Origin of the sequence: Peptoniphilus ovalis, from assembly GCF_018919265.1 — a bacterium.
GTDB lineage: Bacteria > Bacillota > Clostridia > Tissierellales > Peptoniphilaceae > Peptoniphilus_A > Peptoniphilus_A ovalis.
The window spans coordinates 447,759-462,486 of record NZ_JAHLQO010000001.1 but is presented as its reverse complement, the minus strand read 5'-3'; the positions used below and the strand labels follow the sequence as shown (position 1 = coordinate 462,486).

Below are 14,728 nucleotides of genomic sequence, written 5' to 3'. Positions count from 1 at the left end.
TTTGGATTTTACAACTATCTTTATCCATCTAACAAATGGTTTGTGCTGATTTATACAATAATAACTATATTTTTAATAATAAAAGCTGAAACTCTATATGACTTCAAAGCAAGTAATCACTTAGTTTCATTAGCTATACTTTTGATAATAACCTACGTGTCACAAGATTTGCTTGCAAAGGCATAGGAAATAGATGGGAAAAACTTCCCAGCCAATAATGCCATTGTGCTTGAAACAGCTCTATCCATTCTTACAATATATAAAATTATAAATTATAAAAAAGCCGCAGCAATGACTGTGGCTTTTATTTTAGTGATTTTTTAAAATTTCTGTGGCAATTTCTAGCATTTCAACTGCCATATTATAATTTTCTCCGAAAAGATTAAAAACTGCATCTTCAGATAAAACCCCTCTTGCCAAATCATCTGGAAGTTCTCCATTTTCATCAAGCTCAAGATCTTTAAAATATTCTTCTGAAGAGTAATACTCACTTAATCTGTTGTACTCTTCTTGATGATTTCTAAATTTTTCCACGGCTTTTTCAAGTTCATTTATTATTTCACCGTGTTCATTTAAAATCTTTTCCATTTCAGTTATTACTTTAATTCTATCATCGATATTTTTTCCCATAATATCCTCCAAATAATATTTATAGCATTATCTATTTGCTTTAATTTTACCACAAATATCTCAAAATATATTTATAAAAGAAAAAGGCTCCGAAAACTCGAAGCCTTTAATCTAAAACTTATTTAGAAGTTTTTACACTATTTGAAGCATGATATTTATAAATTTAAATTAAAAAGTTATTTATGATATAATATATTTATAATAATTTTTGGGTGGTTATAATGAGCAATCAAGATATTTTTTCAAATTCAGATCAAATTGTAAAAAGGACTTATAAAGATCAAGCATATAATTTAATTAAAAATGCAATTTTATATAATAAATTCAGAATTGGAGCTACCTACTCACAACAAGAAATATGTGACGAACTAGGAATTAGCAGAACTCCTGTGCGTGAAGCCTTGCTAGAGTTGCAAAAGGAAGGTTATGTTTCTTTTGCAAGAGGAAAGGGTGTTGAGGTTGTTCCTGTTACAGATGAAACCGCTCATGATATTTTAGAAACACGACTAATTTTAGAAGGCATTAATGCTAAAATCGCCGCCGAAAGAAGAACAGATGAGGATATTAAGTATATATATAGCTGCCTTGGCGAACTCAAAAAAAATTTAAGTACTTTTGATGGACAAGCTTTATATAGAATTGATCATCAGTTTCATAGATCTATTGCAAGAGCAACTCATAATAAAATACTTTATAATCAGACAGAATTAATACTGGATAATTATTTAAGATTTGAAAATAAATCTGTTTACAATAATTCAATAGATGGAAATAATGTATTTAAAGAACATGAAATGATTGCTAATGCTATTAATGAAGGAAATTCAGATAAATCTAAAAAACTTATGGAAAACCATCTTAAGGAATCATACTCTAGAACATTAAACAGATTTTGGGAATATTGAAATAAAATTACATTTTAATCCCCCTTTTTTAAAATTAATTTTAAAAAAGGGGGATATCTCTATTCTTGATGAAACCCTTCAAATATCATAGTATCATTATACAATGTACCTCCACAACCATCTACTCTCTTAGTAGATGCCGCATAAAATTTATCATTTTTTTTCATAACATTATTTACCATAGTACTCATTACATTTCCTGTTTCAATCACATTTATAGAATGGCCCTTTTCTTTTAGAATATTAATAGTATCCGAAGAAATACCACTTTCTATTTCTAACCCTTGATTTTTACTTAAGCTTGTAATGTATGGAATATTAACTAAATTTTCTGAATTCATATTAAAATCAATGGCGTTAACAATTCCTTGCAATGTTCCAGTTATTATTCTAGGCCCACCTGCTGAACCTATCGACAAGAAAACTTCATCATCTTTTAATACAAATGTTGGACACATACTTGACAATGGTGTTTTACCACCTTCTATAGAATTTGCACTACCATAAGATAACCCTTGACTTGTTAATTCCCCTTCACTAGCTGAGAAATCGCTCATATTATTGTTTAATACAAAACCCAACCCATCAACAACTATCCCACTTCCATACCAGTCTCTAATAGTTTGTGTTTGAGATACTGCATTTCCATACTTATCAATTATAGAAAAATGAGATGTATTTCCTGGATACTCTTCAGGTAATATACCATCATCCGGTAAATATTCCTGAGACTTATTGCTTATTAAATTATATCTTTGTTTAGCAAAATCTTTACTTATTAACTTCTCTGTATTGACTCTTACAAAATCAGGATCTGCTATAGAAATACTCCTATCAGCAAATACAATTTTCATTGTTTCTGCTAGTGCATGTAAATAATCTGAACTGTTTGATCCCATTCCGTTTAAATCAAAGTTCTCTAAAATATTTAGCATCTCTATTAATGCTGTTCCACTAGCTGGTGGTGGAAAAGTTAAGATTTTATGGTTCCTATAATTTGTATATATAACCTCTCTGAACTTAGAATCATAGTTTTCTAAATCTTCTATTTCATAGCATCCATCATGATTATTTATTGCATTTACAATTTTTTCAGCAATTTCACCCTTATAAAAAGAACTTAGTCCATCTTCAGATAATTTGGTAAGTAATTTTGCTAGGTCCAAATTTTTCTTTCTTTCACCAAAATCATATTTAGTTTCATTTTCTTTTAAAAATAATTTTTTAAAATCCGAAAACTCTTTTATTTTTCTTTTTACTGAAGGATCATTAATTGTAATAGATTCTGTAAAACTTGTTGAAAAACCATTAAAAGCGTAATTAATACTCGGCTTTATTAATTCTTTTAATTCTAAAGTTCCAAATTTATTGTGCATTATTTCTAAATTTTTTAGAAGGCCTGGTATAGCTACAGACTTTCCACCTATGTCCTTCCATTCATCTACAACTTTGCCATTTCTTATAAACAAATCTTTTTTAGCTTTTTTTGGAGCAATACCTCTGCCATCTAATGCATAAGCTTTTTTTTCTTCTGAATTATACATTAATGTAAATGCTCCTCCTCCAATTCCGGAATGATGAGGCTCAACAACAGATAATACCAAAGAAACAGCAACAGCAGCATCAAAAGCATTTCCACCCTTTTTTAGTATTTCTAATCCAGCTTTTGTTGCATAATAATTATTTGTACTAACTCCTCCATTATTACCCTCAGATACAGGCTTTTTCCAATTTGAAGGCCACATATATACTTCTTTTTTTTCAACCAATATTATAATCCTCCTTATAAGTAATTTTAGAAACAATAATACCTACTAAATAGGTTACAATTACCACTGGATAAACTGCTTCTAATTTGTCTGTCAATCCTAATATCATCCAGGTTACACCTACAATCATTCCTGTAGCCATACTCCAAAAAGCTCCTTCTTTTGTAGTTTTTTTCCAAAGTAATCCGAATAATATAGAGAAACTAACTGGTGCCGCAGCAATATGTTGTAAAGTTAAAAATAAATTTGTCAAAGATTCACTTGGTATCAAAAACGAAGGAATCAAAGTTAAATATGCAAACACAAACGTTATAATTTTAGAATATTTTAATATTTTAGCATCATCAGCATTTGGATTTATATCTGTTTTATACAAATTAGTTATTATTGTTCCTGTTGCTAACATCATTGTAGCCATAGTGGCAGCAATAATCATAGTTGAGCAAGCAAATATTATTCCTGCAAATATAGGTGAACTGAAATATTTAATTGCGAATGCAAATGCAGTAGCACCATCACCTAATTCAGCACCTGTTGACTTAGCCATTATTCCACATATTGCAGTTAAAAAGCATATAGGAGCTGAATTTAAATATCCTAAAATAGATCCTTTTTTTGCTACTTCAGGACTTTTTGCAGCAAGTAGTGGTTGTAAAACAGATTGCATTACTGCCGTACTTATACATCCTCCGAATATCCAAGCAATAATTCTTTGTAAAGGCATATTTGTAGGACTACTAAACTCAGCAGGAACAGTATCCAATAGACCATTAAATCCACCAAATGTTGGTAGTACTCTTAATACAAAAGTAATTAATAAAGCATAAATTCCAAAGCAAACTATCCTACTTACAGAAGAAGCTCCTTTCATTCCTGAGAAACTGGTATAAACAACCGCAACTGTTAGACCAATTATCATAGCAATTGTCATGCTAACTTCAGGAAGAACTATACTTATAATACTAGAAACTGTTTTTAACTGTATCGGAATATAGAAAAATCCATATATTATCCATGCGTATGAATAAAGTCTTGATGATTTCTTATCAAATCTTATTTGTAGATACTCAGAAACAGATTCTCCAGGCATCTTACTTCTTATTGTTTTTGCAAAGAATGCCAAAGCTATGAAGTAAAAGGAACCTGCTATAGAATACCACATTCCTGAAATTCCAATATTATATCCGTTTTGGGCTGCTCCAACAATTGCCATTCCACCAATTTGCCAAGCAGCAAAAATACATCCTAAAGAAAAAACTCCAAGAGATTTATCTCCTCCTGACCATTGACTGGAACTTTGAATTTTAGTCCCTGCATATATTCCTACTCCAACAATTAAAGCAAAAGTTATCACCCAAGTTAAAACTAACATAAAAAACCTCCTTCAATAGATATGTAATATATTACATATCTATTTTATTATCTTACTTTATCAAAGTCAAGTATAAACACAAATATCTTTTAATAAATATAAAAAAGGCTCCGAAAACTCGAAGCCTTTAATCTAAAACTTATTTAGAAGTTTTTACACTATTTGAAGCATCTAGAATATTGTAATATGCCCAGAAATCAGGATTTACATCACTAAATGTTCTTAGTGCGTTTTTATCAATATTTTTAATTGAATCAGCAGTTGTCACTCTATTAAATACGGAATTTAAAATTGTAACAGCTTCTGCTCTAGTTATTTTTTCATTTGGTTTAAATGTTCCATCTGGATAACCATTGATGTGTTTGTTTCCATAAAGCTTGTCAATTGCTTCTCTTGCCCAGTGATTTTCAATGTCTGTGAAGTTTGCTTTTGCTTCGCTGGCTTTAATATATCCAGAAATCATTTGTGCAAATTCAGCTCTTGTGATACTATCGTTTGGTTTAAATTCTCCATTAGGATATCCGTTGATAAGTCCTTTAGAAACTACATAATTTACTGCTTGAGAGTACCATTCTCCATTTGCATCTGTAAATCTTGTTGTAGTACTTGTTCCAAAGTTTTCGCTACCATTTAAAAGAACTCCAAACATTTTTGCAGCTTCTGCTCTTGTTACATTGTTTTGTGGTTTAAATGTTCCATCTGGATAACCTTTAATATATGCAACTTGAGTTTGTACTTGAGGTTTCTTAGTTACAGTGTATTCTTGTTTTTTAATACTTCCGTCAGCATTTTTTGCTTCAACTGTAATTTTTTCTCCGCCAATTAAATCTCTCACAAGATCAACTGAGAAAAGTCCTGATACAGGAACTGTAAATCTTCCTAGTTCGTTGTTTTTAGAATCTAGAACCCTAACTGTGTCTTTGTAGTCAGCTTTACCTTTAACAACCTTAGTTCCTTCAATTGCTTCAGTAACTTTTAAGAATACATCTGATGCTTTATCTTCTTTATAAAATTTAAGATTTTTTACATCAAATGGATTAATATATTCAGAAAGAGTTGTTGAAAAATATGATTTATCATCAGTTTTAAAACTTCCAACTAATTTACCATCAAAGTATACTCTAATATTTGTATTAGGTGAATTCTTAATATATCCTGTAAGATTTTTACCTGAAATACTTAAACTATTAGCTTCAACTTCTTTGCCAAGATTTTCAGTTGTTCCACTGATTTTAACTGAGCTTGAAGTTTTATTGCCATCTTTTGCATAAATCTTTATTGATTCATTTTTCTTAATTGTGTAATTTATTGAAAAATATCCATCTCTGTCTGCACTTCCTAGATATTCATCATTATATCTACCTTTTTCTGCATAAATTCTAGCATAGGATGCAGTTCTACCTGTTATTTTTTTGCCATCATATTTAACATTTTTAAGATCAATATCTCCGTAAGTGTTGTATCTTCTATCAACATCAATATTTACAGTTACTTTGTGTAAAGTATCATCTTTAAATGTTACATATGCAGTTCTTGTTCTATTTCCATAACTGTCGAATTCAACGCTGTCCCATTCAACAGATTTAGCATCAGGTATTCTATTAAGAATATCTCTACTTGTTATTCTTTCTCCTATACCAGCTTTAATATTGATTTCTTTTGTGTAATCTTTTTTTGGTGTTGTTGTGCCTGGATTTGTTCCTGGGTTTTCTGCTCCTGGTTTTGTACCTGGATTTGTTCCCGGGTTTTCTGCTCCTGGTTTTGTACCTGGATTTGTTCCTGGGTTTTCTGTTCCTGGTTTTGTACCTGGATTTGTTCCTGGGTTTTCTGCTCCTGGTTTTGTACCTGGATTTGTTCCTGGGTTTTCTGCTCCTGGTTTTGTACCTGGATTTGTTCCTGGGTTTTCTGTTCCCGGTTTTGTACCTGGATTTGTTCCTGGGTTTTCTGTTCCCGGTTTTGTACTTCCTTCAACTATATCACTTGAGTTATCATTTGTAGGTGGTGTTTGTGCATTTGCAAAAGCAGTCATAGGAATTGAAGTTGCTAAAATTCCTGCAAGTGCAAGTGTTAAATATTTCTTACTATATGGTTTCATTAATATTCCTCCTAGTTGTCTAGTTAATTTCTTAGCCTAATAATATATCTAAAATGTGATAAAAAAGTGAAAAGACCTCTCAATATCAAAGTCTTAATATTTTCGTAATATTATTTTAATAATTACACCTTTTATTACTATCAAACTCTTATATATCAAAAATAATCACTATAAAATATATTAATTCGCATTTGGATTTGTAAAAACTTTTCCTCTAAACTTTAACTGATTATCATTTAATACTTCCATATAACCTGCACTTTTACCATTTGGATACTTGCATAAAACTTTAGTTTTATCATCACTTAGTTTTACATAAAATCTATCTTTGTAATCATCACTATAATTATATACACAAAATTCATTAAAACCATCAGCTCTAGGCTTTATATCATCACCACTAATATAAAGGGAATTTTCATTTTCATCCAAATAAATATAGTTTAGACTAAAATCCTTAGAAACCTTAGGTGTATTTACTTTAAAATTTTTAGGATTATAAAGGCTATAATCACCAATAACTACAACTCTATTTTCATTATCCCAATTCACTTCTGTTCCTAAATTTTCAGCCACAAATCTTATAGGGACAAAAGTTCTGTCATCATAAATTTTTACTGGAACTTCTAGATTAACAGCTTTTGATTGCCCATTGGAATTAACTTTAGCTTCATTGGAATTAACCCTAAGCTCTATCTTGGAATCTTTACTTTCAATGACAACAGTTCTGCTTGTTTCAATAAAATCAACATTATAATTTAAACTTTCAGCGACAAATCTAATTGGAACCAAAGTCCTATTATTTTCAATAATTGGATTTGGTTTTTGTTCAATTAATTTTCCATTTACTACAATCCTAGGATTAGAAGCCGCAAAAATCATCCCTGGCATCATCATGCTTAAAATCGCTATAGACATAATCTTTTTTAAAATTTTCATAATATTCTCCTTTTTATTTTATTATATCAATAATAAAAATGTTTTCAATTACTATAAATTCTAAGTTTGTAAAATCTAGAACATAAAAAAAGGCTGTATTTCAATGAATACAGCCTTGTGTGGTGGAGGCGGTGGGAGTCGAACCCACGTCCGAAGGCCCCTTACAGAAAGCTTCTCCGAGCGCAGATCTCTCTTAAGAATTCCTCTCTGCTACTAGAAAGTCAAACTTGCAGAAAGTATCGCCATTAACCCCCTCTGCTATGGCGCATCACAGAGTTCGTTTGCCCGCTTAATTTGAAACCCGCAGTAGATCGCGGAGTCTACATTGGATTGCTACCTATGATTAGGCAGCTAGTGCGAAATTATTTTCGTCGTTTATTTTTTAATGGACCATTTTTACGTTGTGTGATCCATCAACGGCTCGCTACTTTAAGCTCAAAACCCCCGTCGAAACCATTTTCGCCCCCATATTTAGTTTAGAATAAAAATTATACTAGAAATAGGATAAATTGTCAATTTTACGCATTTAAAAGAGCCCGAATTAAACTCGAGCTCTTCTTTTTTTATCAGGAAATTTATATCTCAAATAATTTTTCCATATTCCATATCCCAAAAGTCCTCCAACAACATTTAGCATTAAATCATCTATATCAACTGATCTTCCAATGAAGAATTGAATAAACTCGATGAAAAATGAAAGTGATATTGATATCCTTAGTATATATTTAAAGTTTCGGTAATTTTTATAAATCATTGGAATCAAAATTCCCAAGGGAATAAAAATTATAATATTTCCCGCCACATTTAAAAATGTGTGCCAAATTCCCGAATACTTTATATAGTTTAAAATCGTTCTAAAGGGAACTAAGTTAACTCCCCACGCTCCTGAATTCATTCTGTCTTTAAAGTTTCCAACAAAATCAAAATTTTCATTTGTCAGATTTATACCTGATTGAGCAATATATGAGTTTGGTGTAAATAGCAGCACAAATAATACTGCAATATATCCTGCCAATACACTTAATAAAAATTCTCTAAATCCTGAACTTCCCTTCTTAAGGTGAGGGAAAAATTTAACCCTAATTAGTGAAAATAAAATAAAAGTTATTATAAAAGCTGGAATTGCTCGAAGTGCAAAGAAAATAAATATTTTCATACTTCTTTTAATTCTATTAATCCCTCAATAGAATTTTTATTTTCTCCTTTGATTTTATCCCAAACATCTTTTGAGTTTTCATCATATATTCCAAAAGTAATAAGACCTGCTTCTCTAGCAGCTTTTAGTGCTAGGTGATTGTCATCTACAAGTGCCACATCTTCTGGTTTTTCACAGATTTTATCAGCAATTTCTAAGAAAAATTCTTTTTCTTCTTTGGAGATTCCAATATTTTCAACTGTGTAGATTTTTTCGATAAATTCATCGATGCCATATTTTTCTACGACAATTCTTGCAAATTCTTCTTCTGTTGAAGTTCCAATTACAATTTTATATCCTTTTTCTTTTAAATATTTTAAAACTTCAAGGGCATTTTCCTTTGGCTCAACTTTATTTGTGTAAAATTCGATTATTACATCTTTCATTTCGTTAAATAATTTATCTACGCTCTCTTTTAATTCGTAATGCTCTTTTAAAAATTTAAGAGCACCTCTTGAGCTCATAGTTATTAATTTGTGGTTGACTTCATCGGATACTTCCACGCCCTTTGTCTTCATAAAGTCTTTGTTTAGATGATTCCAATAAGACATTGAATCCACAAGTGTGCCGTCTAAGTCAAATATAATAGCTTTCATTTATTCCTCCATATTATTATCTTCAAAATAATCATAATTATTAATAATTTTCAGAATGATATTTCTAGATGATTACAGAATTCTATTTCTAGATGATTACAGAATCCTAATTCTAAATGATTACAGAATCCTATTTCTAGAAGATAACAGAATGATATATCTAAATGATTATATTTTATAATTATTTGCTTGTCAAATCATTCATAATCCTTTATAATATTTAGGTATTAAAAATTTTACATCATTTTTTAAAAAAAGTATTTGATTTTTTTCTAAAAAGTGTTATAATCTTATTTAGTTGTTAAAACTTAATAAGAAATTTACAAACGTAAATTTTATTTTACCGGGGTGTAGCGCAGTTTGGTAGCGCACGTGGTTTGGGACCATGGGGCCGGGGGTTCGAATCCTCTCACCCCGACCATATTTGACTATATTCATTAGAATATAGTCTTTTTTTATGCTCATTTAAATTTTTAAGTCCCATCAAAATTTTCTAATTATAATTTCTTAGAAAGAATTTATCAAATAATTGTAATGAAAAATTTTAGTGTTTGTAAAAATAAAATATAGAAGTTAATTTTTTATTTATATGAAAGTAGTTTTTAATTGAAGGGGACAGTCCCTTTGTAATTCTGACAGGGACAGTCCCCTTCGCATAAACACTTCATATAAAAAAGCGACAGATCAACTCCATCGCCATAATTTATATTTTCTTTGACCAATATTTTCTAAGAAGAAATGAGATTATGATTTGTGAAATTGCAACTATAGTCAGTGCTACAAACACTTCAAAACTAATATATGCAAACACAAAAGATGCAGAAAGAATAAGACCAGAAAATAATTTAACAACGGTATAACCTGACTTCATTCTTATAAAAATTTCTCTTTCGTCATTTTCTTCAGTGTACATCTTTTTCAAAGTGTTTTCATCTTTTAAAGCTTTAAAATATACACCCATTTGAACTAAACAAGCGACTTCAACTCCAAAGAAAAATCCCATTACATAGTAATTTACAACATCTTTAGTTGGAAATATATCTTTTAAATAGAAGTTTCCAAATAAAACTGCAAGAAGTGCTAAAACACAAACTACAACTAAAACACCAATCCTATTTTCTAATTCTTTTTTGTAGCTTTCCAAACTCTTCATATTAATCTCCATCCTCCATAGTAAATATGTCCTCAATGCTTTTATCAAAAAAACTCGCGATTTTAAAAGCTAGTGGTAGAGATGCAATGTATTTGCCAGTTTCAATTGAAGTTATAGTTTGTCTTGTCACTCCAACTGCATTAGCTAATTCCTCTTGAGTAATTTTATTTTCTTTTCTTAACTGGGAAATTATATTTTTCATTTCTTCCTCCAAATGCTAAGTTAGCTTTGCATTTTTAGTATAGTACGCTTTACATTTTTTTGTCAAGCTTGCTTTGCATTTTAATTTTTAATAGAAGAAAAAGTCCTGGTAGCAAACCTGCCAGGGATAGCCACAGGGCACGCAGCAGTCGCAGGGTTTAATACTTTATTTAATCTACTTCAACTTAAGAGTACAGCCCCTTTTTAATTATATATTTCTTTTTTATTTAATTTATTTTCTTCTAATCTTTTCTTGTTAATGGCAAGGGACAGCCCCTCTGTAATCGATAATGATCAGACATAAAAGGCAGTCCATAAAGATTTATTCTATTCCAAATTCTTTCGCATATTTCATCTTACCTTTGATTTTATTTGCATCATCAGTTAATTTTATCGCCATAAAATTTTTTTCTGGAACATCAAAGGGTGAAGTAATTCCAAATTCTATTGCTTTTTTATAACCAAATTTTGGATAATATTTTTCGCTTCCTAAAACAACTGAATAGTTATATCCAAGTTCTCTTGCAATTTTATGTGCTTCTTTTATTAGAGCTGAGCCTACTTTTTTTCTTTGTGCATCAGGCAGAACTGATATTGGTGCTAGTGCTAATACTGTTTCATCTCCGACTTCTGCTTTTGTAAACATTACATGGCCAATTATTTTTCCATTTTCTTCTGCTACAAGTGCTAGTTCAGGAATGTAAGAGATGCCGTTTCTTAAAGCTATTACTAAATCTTTTTCGTTGCCATCTGCATGCTCCGCACTATTAAATGCTTCTTCTACTACTTTATCTATTTCTTTATAATCTTTTTCTTCTTCTCTTCTTATTTTCATTTTTACCTCTTAAATCATGGGGACAGCCCCTTTTTTTAATTATATATTTATCTTTTATTTAATTTATTTTCTTATAATCTTTCCTTATTGATGGCAAGGGACAGCCCCCAGTACAAGTGCTAGTTCAGGAATGTAAGAGATGCCATTTCTTAAAGCTATTACTAAATCTTTTTCGTTGCCATCTGCATGCTCCGCACTATTAAATGCTTCTTCTACTACTTTATCTATTTCTTTATAATCTTTTTCTTCTTCTCTTCTTATTTTCATTTTTACCTCTTTTTATACTAGGAGCAGTCCCTTTGTTTATTACTTTACTTAATCTACTTTAACTTACGAGGATAGCCCTTTTTTTATTATATATTTCTTTTTTTATTTAATTTATTTCCTTCTAATCTTTTCTTAATGGCAAGGGACATCCCTCAGTAATCGATAATGGCAACCCTCAATATAGAAACAAAATATTTGCTCACAAAAAAGGCCTCCAAAGAGACCAAATCAAACTATATATTTTCTAAATTCTTCCTTTATATCTTCTTTTAAATACCCCATGCCGCACATATCTGGTCCAACATGGCAAGCTATTGTTCTTCCAATTTCAAAAGACTTGTGATTTTTAAATCCCTTTTCTTCAAGTCTTTCAATAAATGGATCTAAAATCTTTTTGTCATCTCCATGCACTGGAAAAACAAAATCAACTCCTGATGCTGTTGATTTTTCTGAAATTATTTCTATCATTTTCTTAAAAGCTTTGTTCTTTCCTCTAATTACTTCTGATACATATAATTTCCCATCATCATCCACTTCTAAGATTGGAATTATATTTAGCACGCTTGAAATTTTTGCCTTAGTCTTTGAAACTCTTCCCCCTTGATAAAGGTATTTTAAATCAAAAACTGTAAAGATATGAGCAGTGTTTGCTACAAGATATTTTGCAAACTCAACAGTCTTTTCAAAGTCCATTCCGTTTTTTGCTGCTAGTGCTGTGTAATAAGTGATTAATCCAAATCCAACTGATGCGGCAAGTGAATCTATTACTTCGATTTTTATATCTTTGTATTTCTCTGATACTTTTCTTGCTGCCATGTAAGCATTTTGATATGTACCACTAAGTCCACTTGAAAGTGCCAAAACAATTATGTTGCTTCCACATTTTGCCATTTCTTCCAATTTAACTTGGTAGTCATAAGCTGTTACTTGGCTTGTTTTAAAAAATTTCCCTTCCCTCATTTCTCTATACAAATCTTGATTAGAAAAATCATCAGGAAGTTCTTCGTTGTTTTCGTCTATATTTTTTAAATTTATTATATCAATACCAATTTCCTCTATTGTCTTATTGTCTAAGTCGCAAGAAGAATCAGATAATATTTTAAAATTCATCGTTTCCCCCATCTATATGTAAATCATATATAAAATATTATAACATAAAGTTCTTTTTTTCATTAATTTTATATGTTTATTTGTTTCCTATAAATTTGTAGACGATTATTAAAACTATTAAAACAACTACAGAGATTTTAAAAAGAAGCACTGGAAGGCTATACCAAGGCATGCTGTTGTAGGGAGATTTATTGATATAAGCTGAGATTGTAATGACAATATTAAGTGCAATGAGTAAGAATATTAGTATTTTAAAGAATTTTTTCATTTTGTCTCCTCTAATTTTTTCTAATGTTATAATGTAATCATGGATATTAAGTACATGAAAAAAGCAATTGAAATTGCTAAGAAATCTCTTGAAACTCACGATGTGCCCATTGGTGCAGTTATCGTAAGGAACAAAAAAATAATTGGCATTGGCTACAATAAAAAGGAGGCTCTACACTCACCAATTGCTCATGCTGAGATATTGGCAATAAATATGGCCTCTAAAAATTTAAATTCATATCATCTTGAAGGTTCTGATATCTACATCACTCTTGAGCCTTGTCTAATGTGTGTTGGTGCAATACTACACGCAAGAATTTCTAATTTATATTTTGGTGCGAGCAATAAAAGATTCGGTGCTGTCAAAAGCCATCAAAATATTGAAAATCTATTCACCAATCACAAAATTAATTACAAAGGTTCTATCTTAGAAGATGAATGCTCAAGTTTAATTTCAAATTTTTTCTCAGAACTTAGGGAAAGGTCTAAATAGAAAACCTGCATTTGTCCTTAAAAATTCTAAGATATAATCGTCGTATAAATTTTTTGTTACTATTGCTATTATTATTCCAAGGATTGCTCCTATGATTACATCGCTTGGATAGTGAACGAAGTGATATATTCTAGATATTGCTATTAAAAAGGCTACTACAATAAACACTACTCCCATTCCTTGGAAATAATATAAAACTGTCACTGCTGCTGCAAAGGATGATGATGCATGACCTGATGGAAAGGAAAAGTCTGTTGGATTTTTAATTAGAAGTTCAACTTTATTTATCCATGAAGGTCTTTTTCTTTTTAAAATATTTTTTAATAAGAGATTGCAAATTATTCCATTAAACATAAGTGCAAGGACAATATTTATACTTTCTACTCTAAAGCCCAAATAAAATAATATAAATGCAGTAAACACCCATAGTGCTCCACCTGTTCCAAGATGAGTTATCACTATCATATATCTATTTAGCGTATCTGTTCTTATTTGTATTAGCCAGTCTAAAAGTCTCTTATCCATTTAAACCCCTTTATGAAAAATGGCCTATAAAAGGCCACTAAAATTACATTTGGTTTTGTTCGTCAACCCATTCTTTTGCTTCTTCAACTGCTTCATCTGTAGGAATTTCAATTCCAGTTTCAGGATCTTTTCCTTCAGTCTTAGAATATACATCAGAATCTGGTCTATCTGATTCTTTTATTTCTTTTTGTTGTTCAATATTAGCTTTCATTTCTTCTTTTTTGTCATTTGAAAGAGTCTTAGAATTTTCAATTAAATCTTTTTCTTTTTTATCAGTCATAATATACTACCTCCATAAGATTATTCTAAGTATATAATATTACAAAACTTGTTAAATTACAATTATAATGGGTATCTTAAATATAGAAAATTTAAA

The 14,728-nt window shown here is 30.2% G+C and carries 18 protein-coding genes, 1 tRNA gene and 1 other RNA gene; 4 read left to right on the top strand and 16 right to left on the bottom strand.

The window, feature by feature from the left end:
• Positions 1-309: 309 nt before the first annotated feature.
• Entirely contained in the window at positions 310-630 is a 321-nt protein-coding gene (locus KQI68_RS02135; RefSeq protein ID WP_216548461.1) for a DUF4298 domain-containing protein, read from the bottom strand.
• Positions 631-851: 221 nt separating this feature from the next.
• On the opposite strand from KQI68_RS02135, the gene KQI68_RS02130 reads away from it, so the two are divergent.
• Positions 852-1,535, top strand: coding sequence for a GntR family transcriptional regulator (locus KQI68_RS02130; RefSeq protein WP_216548460.1), 684 nt, complete (start codon positions 852-854; stop codon positions 1,533-1,535).
• Between the two features lie 59 nt (positions 1,536-1,594).
• On the opposite strand, the gene ggt is transcribed toward KQI68_RS02130, so the two are convergent.
• The 7 genes from ggt to KQI68_RS02095 all read right to left on the bottom strand — a co-directional run bounded on the left by ggt (position 1,595) and on the right by KQI68_RS02095 (position 9,501).
• Positions 1,595-3,304: a gamma-glutamyltransferase gene (gene ggt, locus KQI68_RS02125; RefSeq protein WP_216548459.1), complete on the bottom strand. Its 1,710-nt coding sequence runs from the start codon at positions 3,302-3,304 to the stop codon at positions 1,595-1,597.
• Positions 3,297-4,658 (bottom strand): sodium:solute symporter family protein, encoded by a 1,362-nt coding sequence (locus KQI68_RS02120; protein ID WP_216548458.1) that lies wholly within the window; start codon positions 4,656-4,658, stop codon positions 3,297-3,299. Before KQI68_RS02120 ends, ggt begins: the two co-directional genes overlap by 8 nt.
• A 157-nt stretch (positions 4,659-4,815) precedes the next feature.
• Positions 4,816-6,771, bottom strand: a complete 1,956-nt coding sequence (locus KQI68_RS02115) for an S-layer homology domain-containing protein (RefSeq protein ID WP_216548456.1) — start codon at positions 6,769-6,771, stop codon at positions 4,816-4,818.
• A gap of 180 nt (positions 6,772-6,951) precedes the next feature.
• On the bottom strand, positions 6,952-7,710 hold the full coding sequence (locus KQI68_RS02110) for a copper amine oxidase N-terminal domain-containing protein (RefSeq protein ID WP_216548454.1): 759 nt from the start codon (positions 7,708-7,710) through the stop codon (positions 6,952-6,954).
• A 120-nt stretch (positions 7,711-7,830) separates the two neighbouring features.
• Positions 7,831-8,177, bottom strand: a transfer-messenger RNA (tmRNA) gene (gene ssrA, locus KQI68_RS02105).
• Positions 8,178-8,251: 74 nt separating this feature from the next.
• Positions 8,252-8,866: a VanZ family protein gene (locus KQI68_RS02100; RefSeq protein ID WP_216548452.1), complete on the bottom strand. Its 615-nt coding sequence runs from the start codon at positions 8,864-8,866 to the stop codon at positions 8,252-8,254.
• The gene (locus KQI68_RS02095; RefSeq protein ID WP_216548451.1) at positions 8,863-9,501 is read right to left on the bottom strand and encodes an HAD family hydrolase; all 639 of its coding nucleotides are present in this window, start codon (positions 9,499-9,501) and stop codon (positions 8,863-8,865) included. Before KQI68_RS02095 ends, KQI68_RS02100 begins: the two co-directional genes overlap by 4 nt.
• A 55-nt stretch (positions 9,502-9,556) precedes the next feature.
• On the opposite strand from KQI68_RS02095, the gene KQI68_RS10415 reads away from it, so the two are divergent.
• Positions 9,557-9,682: a hypothetical protein gene (locus tag KQI68_RS10415; protein WP_281422230.1), complete on the top strand. Its 126-nt coding sequence runs from the start codon at positions 9,557-9,559 to the stop codon at positions 9,680-9,682.
• Between the two features lie 163 nt (positions 9,683-9,845).
• A tRNA-Pro gene (locus tag KQI68_RS02090) sits at positions 9,846-9,922 on the top strand.
• A 282-nt stretch (positions 9,923-10,204) separates the two neighbouring features.
• Here KQI68_RS02090 and KQI68_RS02085 read toward each other — a convergent pair.
• The 6 genes from KQI68_RS02085 to KQI68_RS02060 all read right to left on the bottom strand — a co-directional run bounded on the left by KQI68_RS02085 (position 10,205) and on the right by KQI68_RS02060 (position 13,335).
• Positions 10,205-10,654: a hypothetical protein gene (locus KQI68_RS02085; protein WP_216548450.1), complete on the bottom strand. Its 450-nt coding sequence runs from the start codon at positions 10,652-10,654 to the stop codon at positions 10,205-10,207.
• Between the two features lies 1 nt (position 10,655).
• Entirely contained in the window at positions 10,656-10,856 is a 201-nt protein-coding gene (locus tag KQI68_RS02080; protein ID WP_216548449.1) for a helix-turn-helix transcriptional regulator, read from the bottom strand.
• Between the two features lie 321 nt (positions 10,857-11,177).
• Entirely contained in the window at positions 11,178-11,690 is a 513-nt protein-coding gene (locus KQI68_RS02075; RefSeq protein WP_216548448.1) for a GNAT family N-acetyltransferase, read from the bottom strand.
• A gap of 84 nt (positions 11,691-11,774) precedes the next feature.
• Positions 11,775-11,957 carry a hypothetical protein gene (locus tag KQI68_RS02070; RefSeq protein ID WP_216548447.1) on the bottom strand — a complete coding sequence of 61 codons (183 nt, stop codon included), beginning with the start codon at positions 11,955-11,957 and terminating at the stop codon, positions 11,775-11,777.
• Positions 11,958-12,185: 228 nt separating this feature from the next.
• On the bottom strand, positions 12,186-13,067 hold the full coding sequence (locus tag KQI68_RS02065) for a DegV family protein (protein WP_216548446.1): 882 nt from the start codon (positions 13,065-13,067) through the stop codon (positions 12,186-12,188).
• 76 nt (positions 13,068-13,143) lie between these two features.
• Positions 13,144-13,335, bottom strand: coding sequence for a hypothetical protein (locus tag KQI68_RS02060; protein ID WP_216548445.1), 192 nt, complete (start codon positions 13,333-13,335; stop codon positions 13,144-13,146).
• Between the two features lie 54 nt (positions 13,336-13,389).
• Between KQI68_RS02060 and KQI68_RS02055 the strand changes: the two genes are divergently transcribed.
• Positions 13,390-13,827 (top strand): nucleoside deaminase, encoded by a 438-nt coding sequence (locus KQI68_RS02055; protein WP_216548444.1) that lies wholly within the window; start codon positions 13,390-13,392, stop codon positions 13,825-13,827.
• Here the strand turns inward: KQI68_RS02055 and KQI68_RS02050 are convergent.
• Together KQI68_RS02050 and KQI68_RS02045 are read right to left on the bottom strand one after the other, a co-directional pair.
• A complete protein-coding gene (locus KQI68_RS02050; protein ID WP_216548442.1) occupies positions 13,801-14,352 on the bottom strand; it encodes a phosphatase PAP2 family protein in 552 nt (183 codons plus the stop codon). The two genes, KQI68_RS02055 and KQI68_RS02050, sit on opposite strands and share 27 nt — an antisense overlap.
• 43 nt (positions 14,353-14,395) lie before the next feature.
• Complete coding sequence (locus KQI68_RS02045; protein ID WP_216548440.1) at positions 14,396-14,632, bottom strand: CDIF630_02480 family spore surface protein; 237 nt, start codon at positions 14,630-14,632, stop codon at positions 14,396-14,398.
• Positions 14,633-14,728 lie beyond the last annotated feature (96 nt).

Bases quoted from the DNA above. Each gene is read 5' to 3' on its own strand.
- KQI68_RS02080 (WP_216548449.1), bottom strand. From the start codon at position 10,856: ATGAAAAATATAATTTCCCAGTTAAGAAAAGAAAATAAAATTACTCAA.
- KQI68_RS02050 (WP_216548442.1), bottom strand. From the start codon at position 14,352: ATGGATAAGAGACTTTTAGACTGGCTAATACAAATAAGAACAGATACG.
- KQI68_RS10415 (WP_281422230.1), top strand. From the start codon at position 9,557: ATGATATTTCTAGATGATTACAGAATTCTATTTCTAGATGATTACAGA.
- KQI68_RS02060 (WP_216548445.1), bottom strand. From the start codon at position 13,335: ATGAAAAAATTCTTTAAAATACTAATATTCTTACTCATTGCACTTAAT.
- KQI68_RS02070 (WP_216548447.1), bottom strand. From the start codon at position 11,957: ATGAAAATAAGAAGAGAAGAAGAAAAAGATTATAAAGAAATAGATAAA.
- KQI68_RS02065 (WP_216548446.1), bottom strand. From the start codon at position 13,067: ATGAATTTTAAAATATTATCTGATTCTTCTTGCGACTTAGACAATAAG.
- KQI68_RS02085 (WP_216548450.1), bottom strand. From the start codon at position 10,654: ATGAAGAGTTTGGAAAGCTACAAAAAAGAATTAGAAAATAGGATTGGT.
- KQI68_RS02095 (WP_216548451.1), bottom strand. From the start codon at position 9,501: ATGAAAGCTATTATATTTGACTTAGACGGCACACTTGTGGATTCAATG.
- KQI68_RS02135 (WP_216548461.1), bottom strand. From the start codon at position 630: ATGGGAAAAAATATCGATGATAGAATTAAAGTAATAACTGAAATGGAA.
- KQI68_RS02045 (WP_216548440.1), bottom strand. From the start codon at position 14,632: ATGACTGATAAAAAAGAAAAAGATTTAATTGAAAATTCTAAGACTCTT.
- KQI68_RS02115 (WP_216548456.1), bottom strand. From the start codon at position 6,771: ATGAAACCATATAGTAAGAAATATTTAACACTTGCACTTGCAGGAATT.
- KQI68_RS02075 (WP_216548448.1), bottom strand. From the start codon at position 11,690: ATGAAAATAAGAAGAGAAGAAGAAAAAGATTATAAAGAAATAGATAAA.
- KQI68_RS02055 (WP_216548444.1), top strand. From the start codon at position 13,390: ATGAAAAAAGCAATTGAAATTGCTAAGAAATCTCTTGAAACTCACGAT.
- KQI68_RS02130 (WP_216548460.1), top strand. From the start codon at position 852: ATGAGCAATCAAGATATTTTTTCAAATTCAGATCAAATTGTAAAAAGG.
- KQI68_RS02110 (WP_216548454.1), bottom strand. From the start codon at position 7,710: ATGAAAATTTTAAAAAAGATTATGTCTATAGCGATTTTAAGCATGATG.
- KQI68_RS02100 (WP_216548452.1), bottom strand. From the start codon at position 8,866: ATGAAAATATTTATTTTCTTTGCACTTCGAGCAATTCCAGCTTTTATA.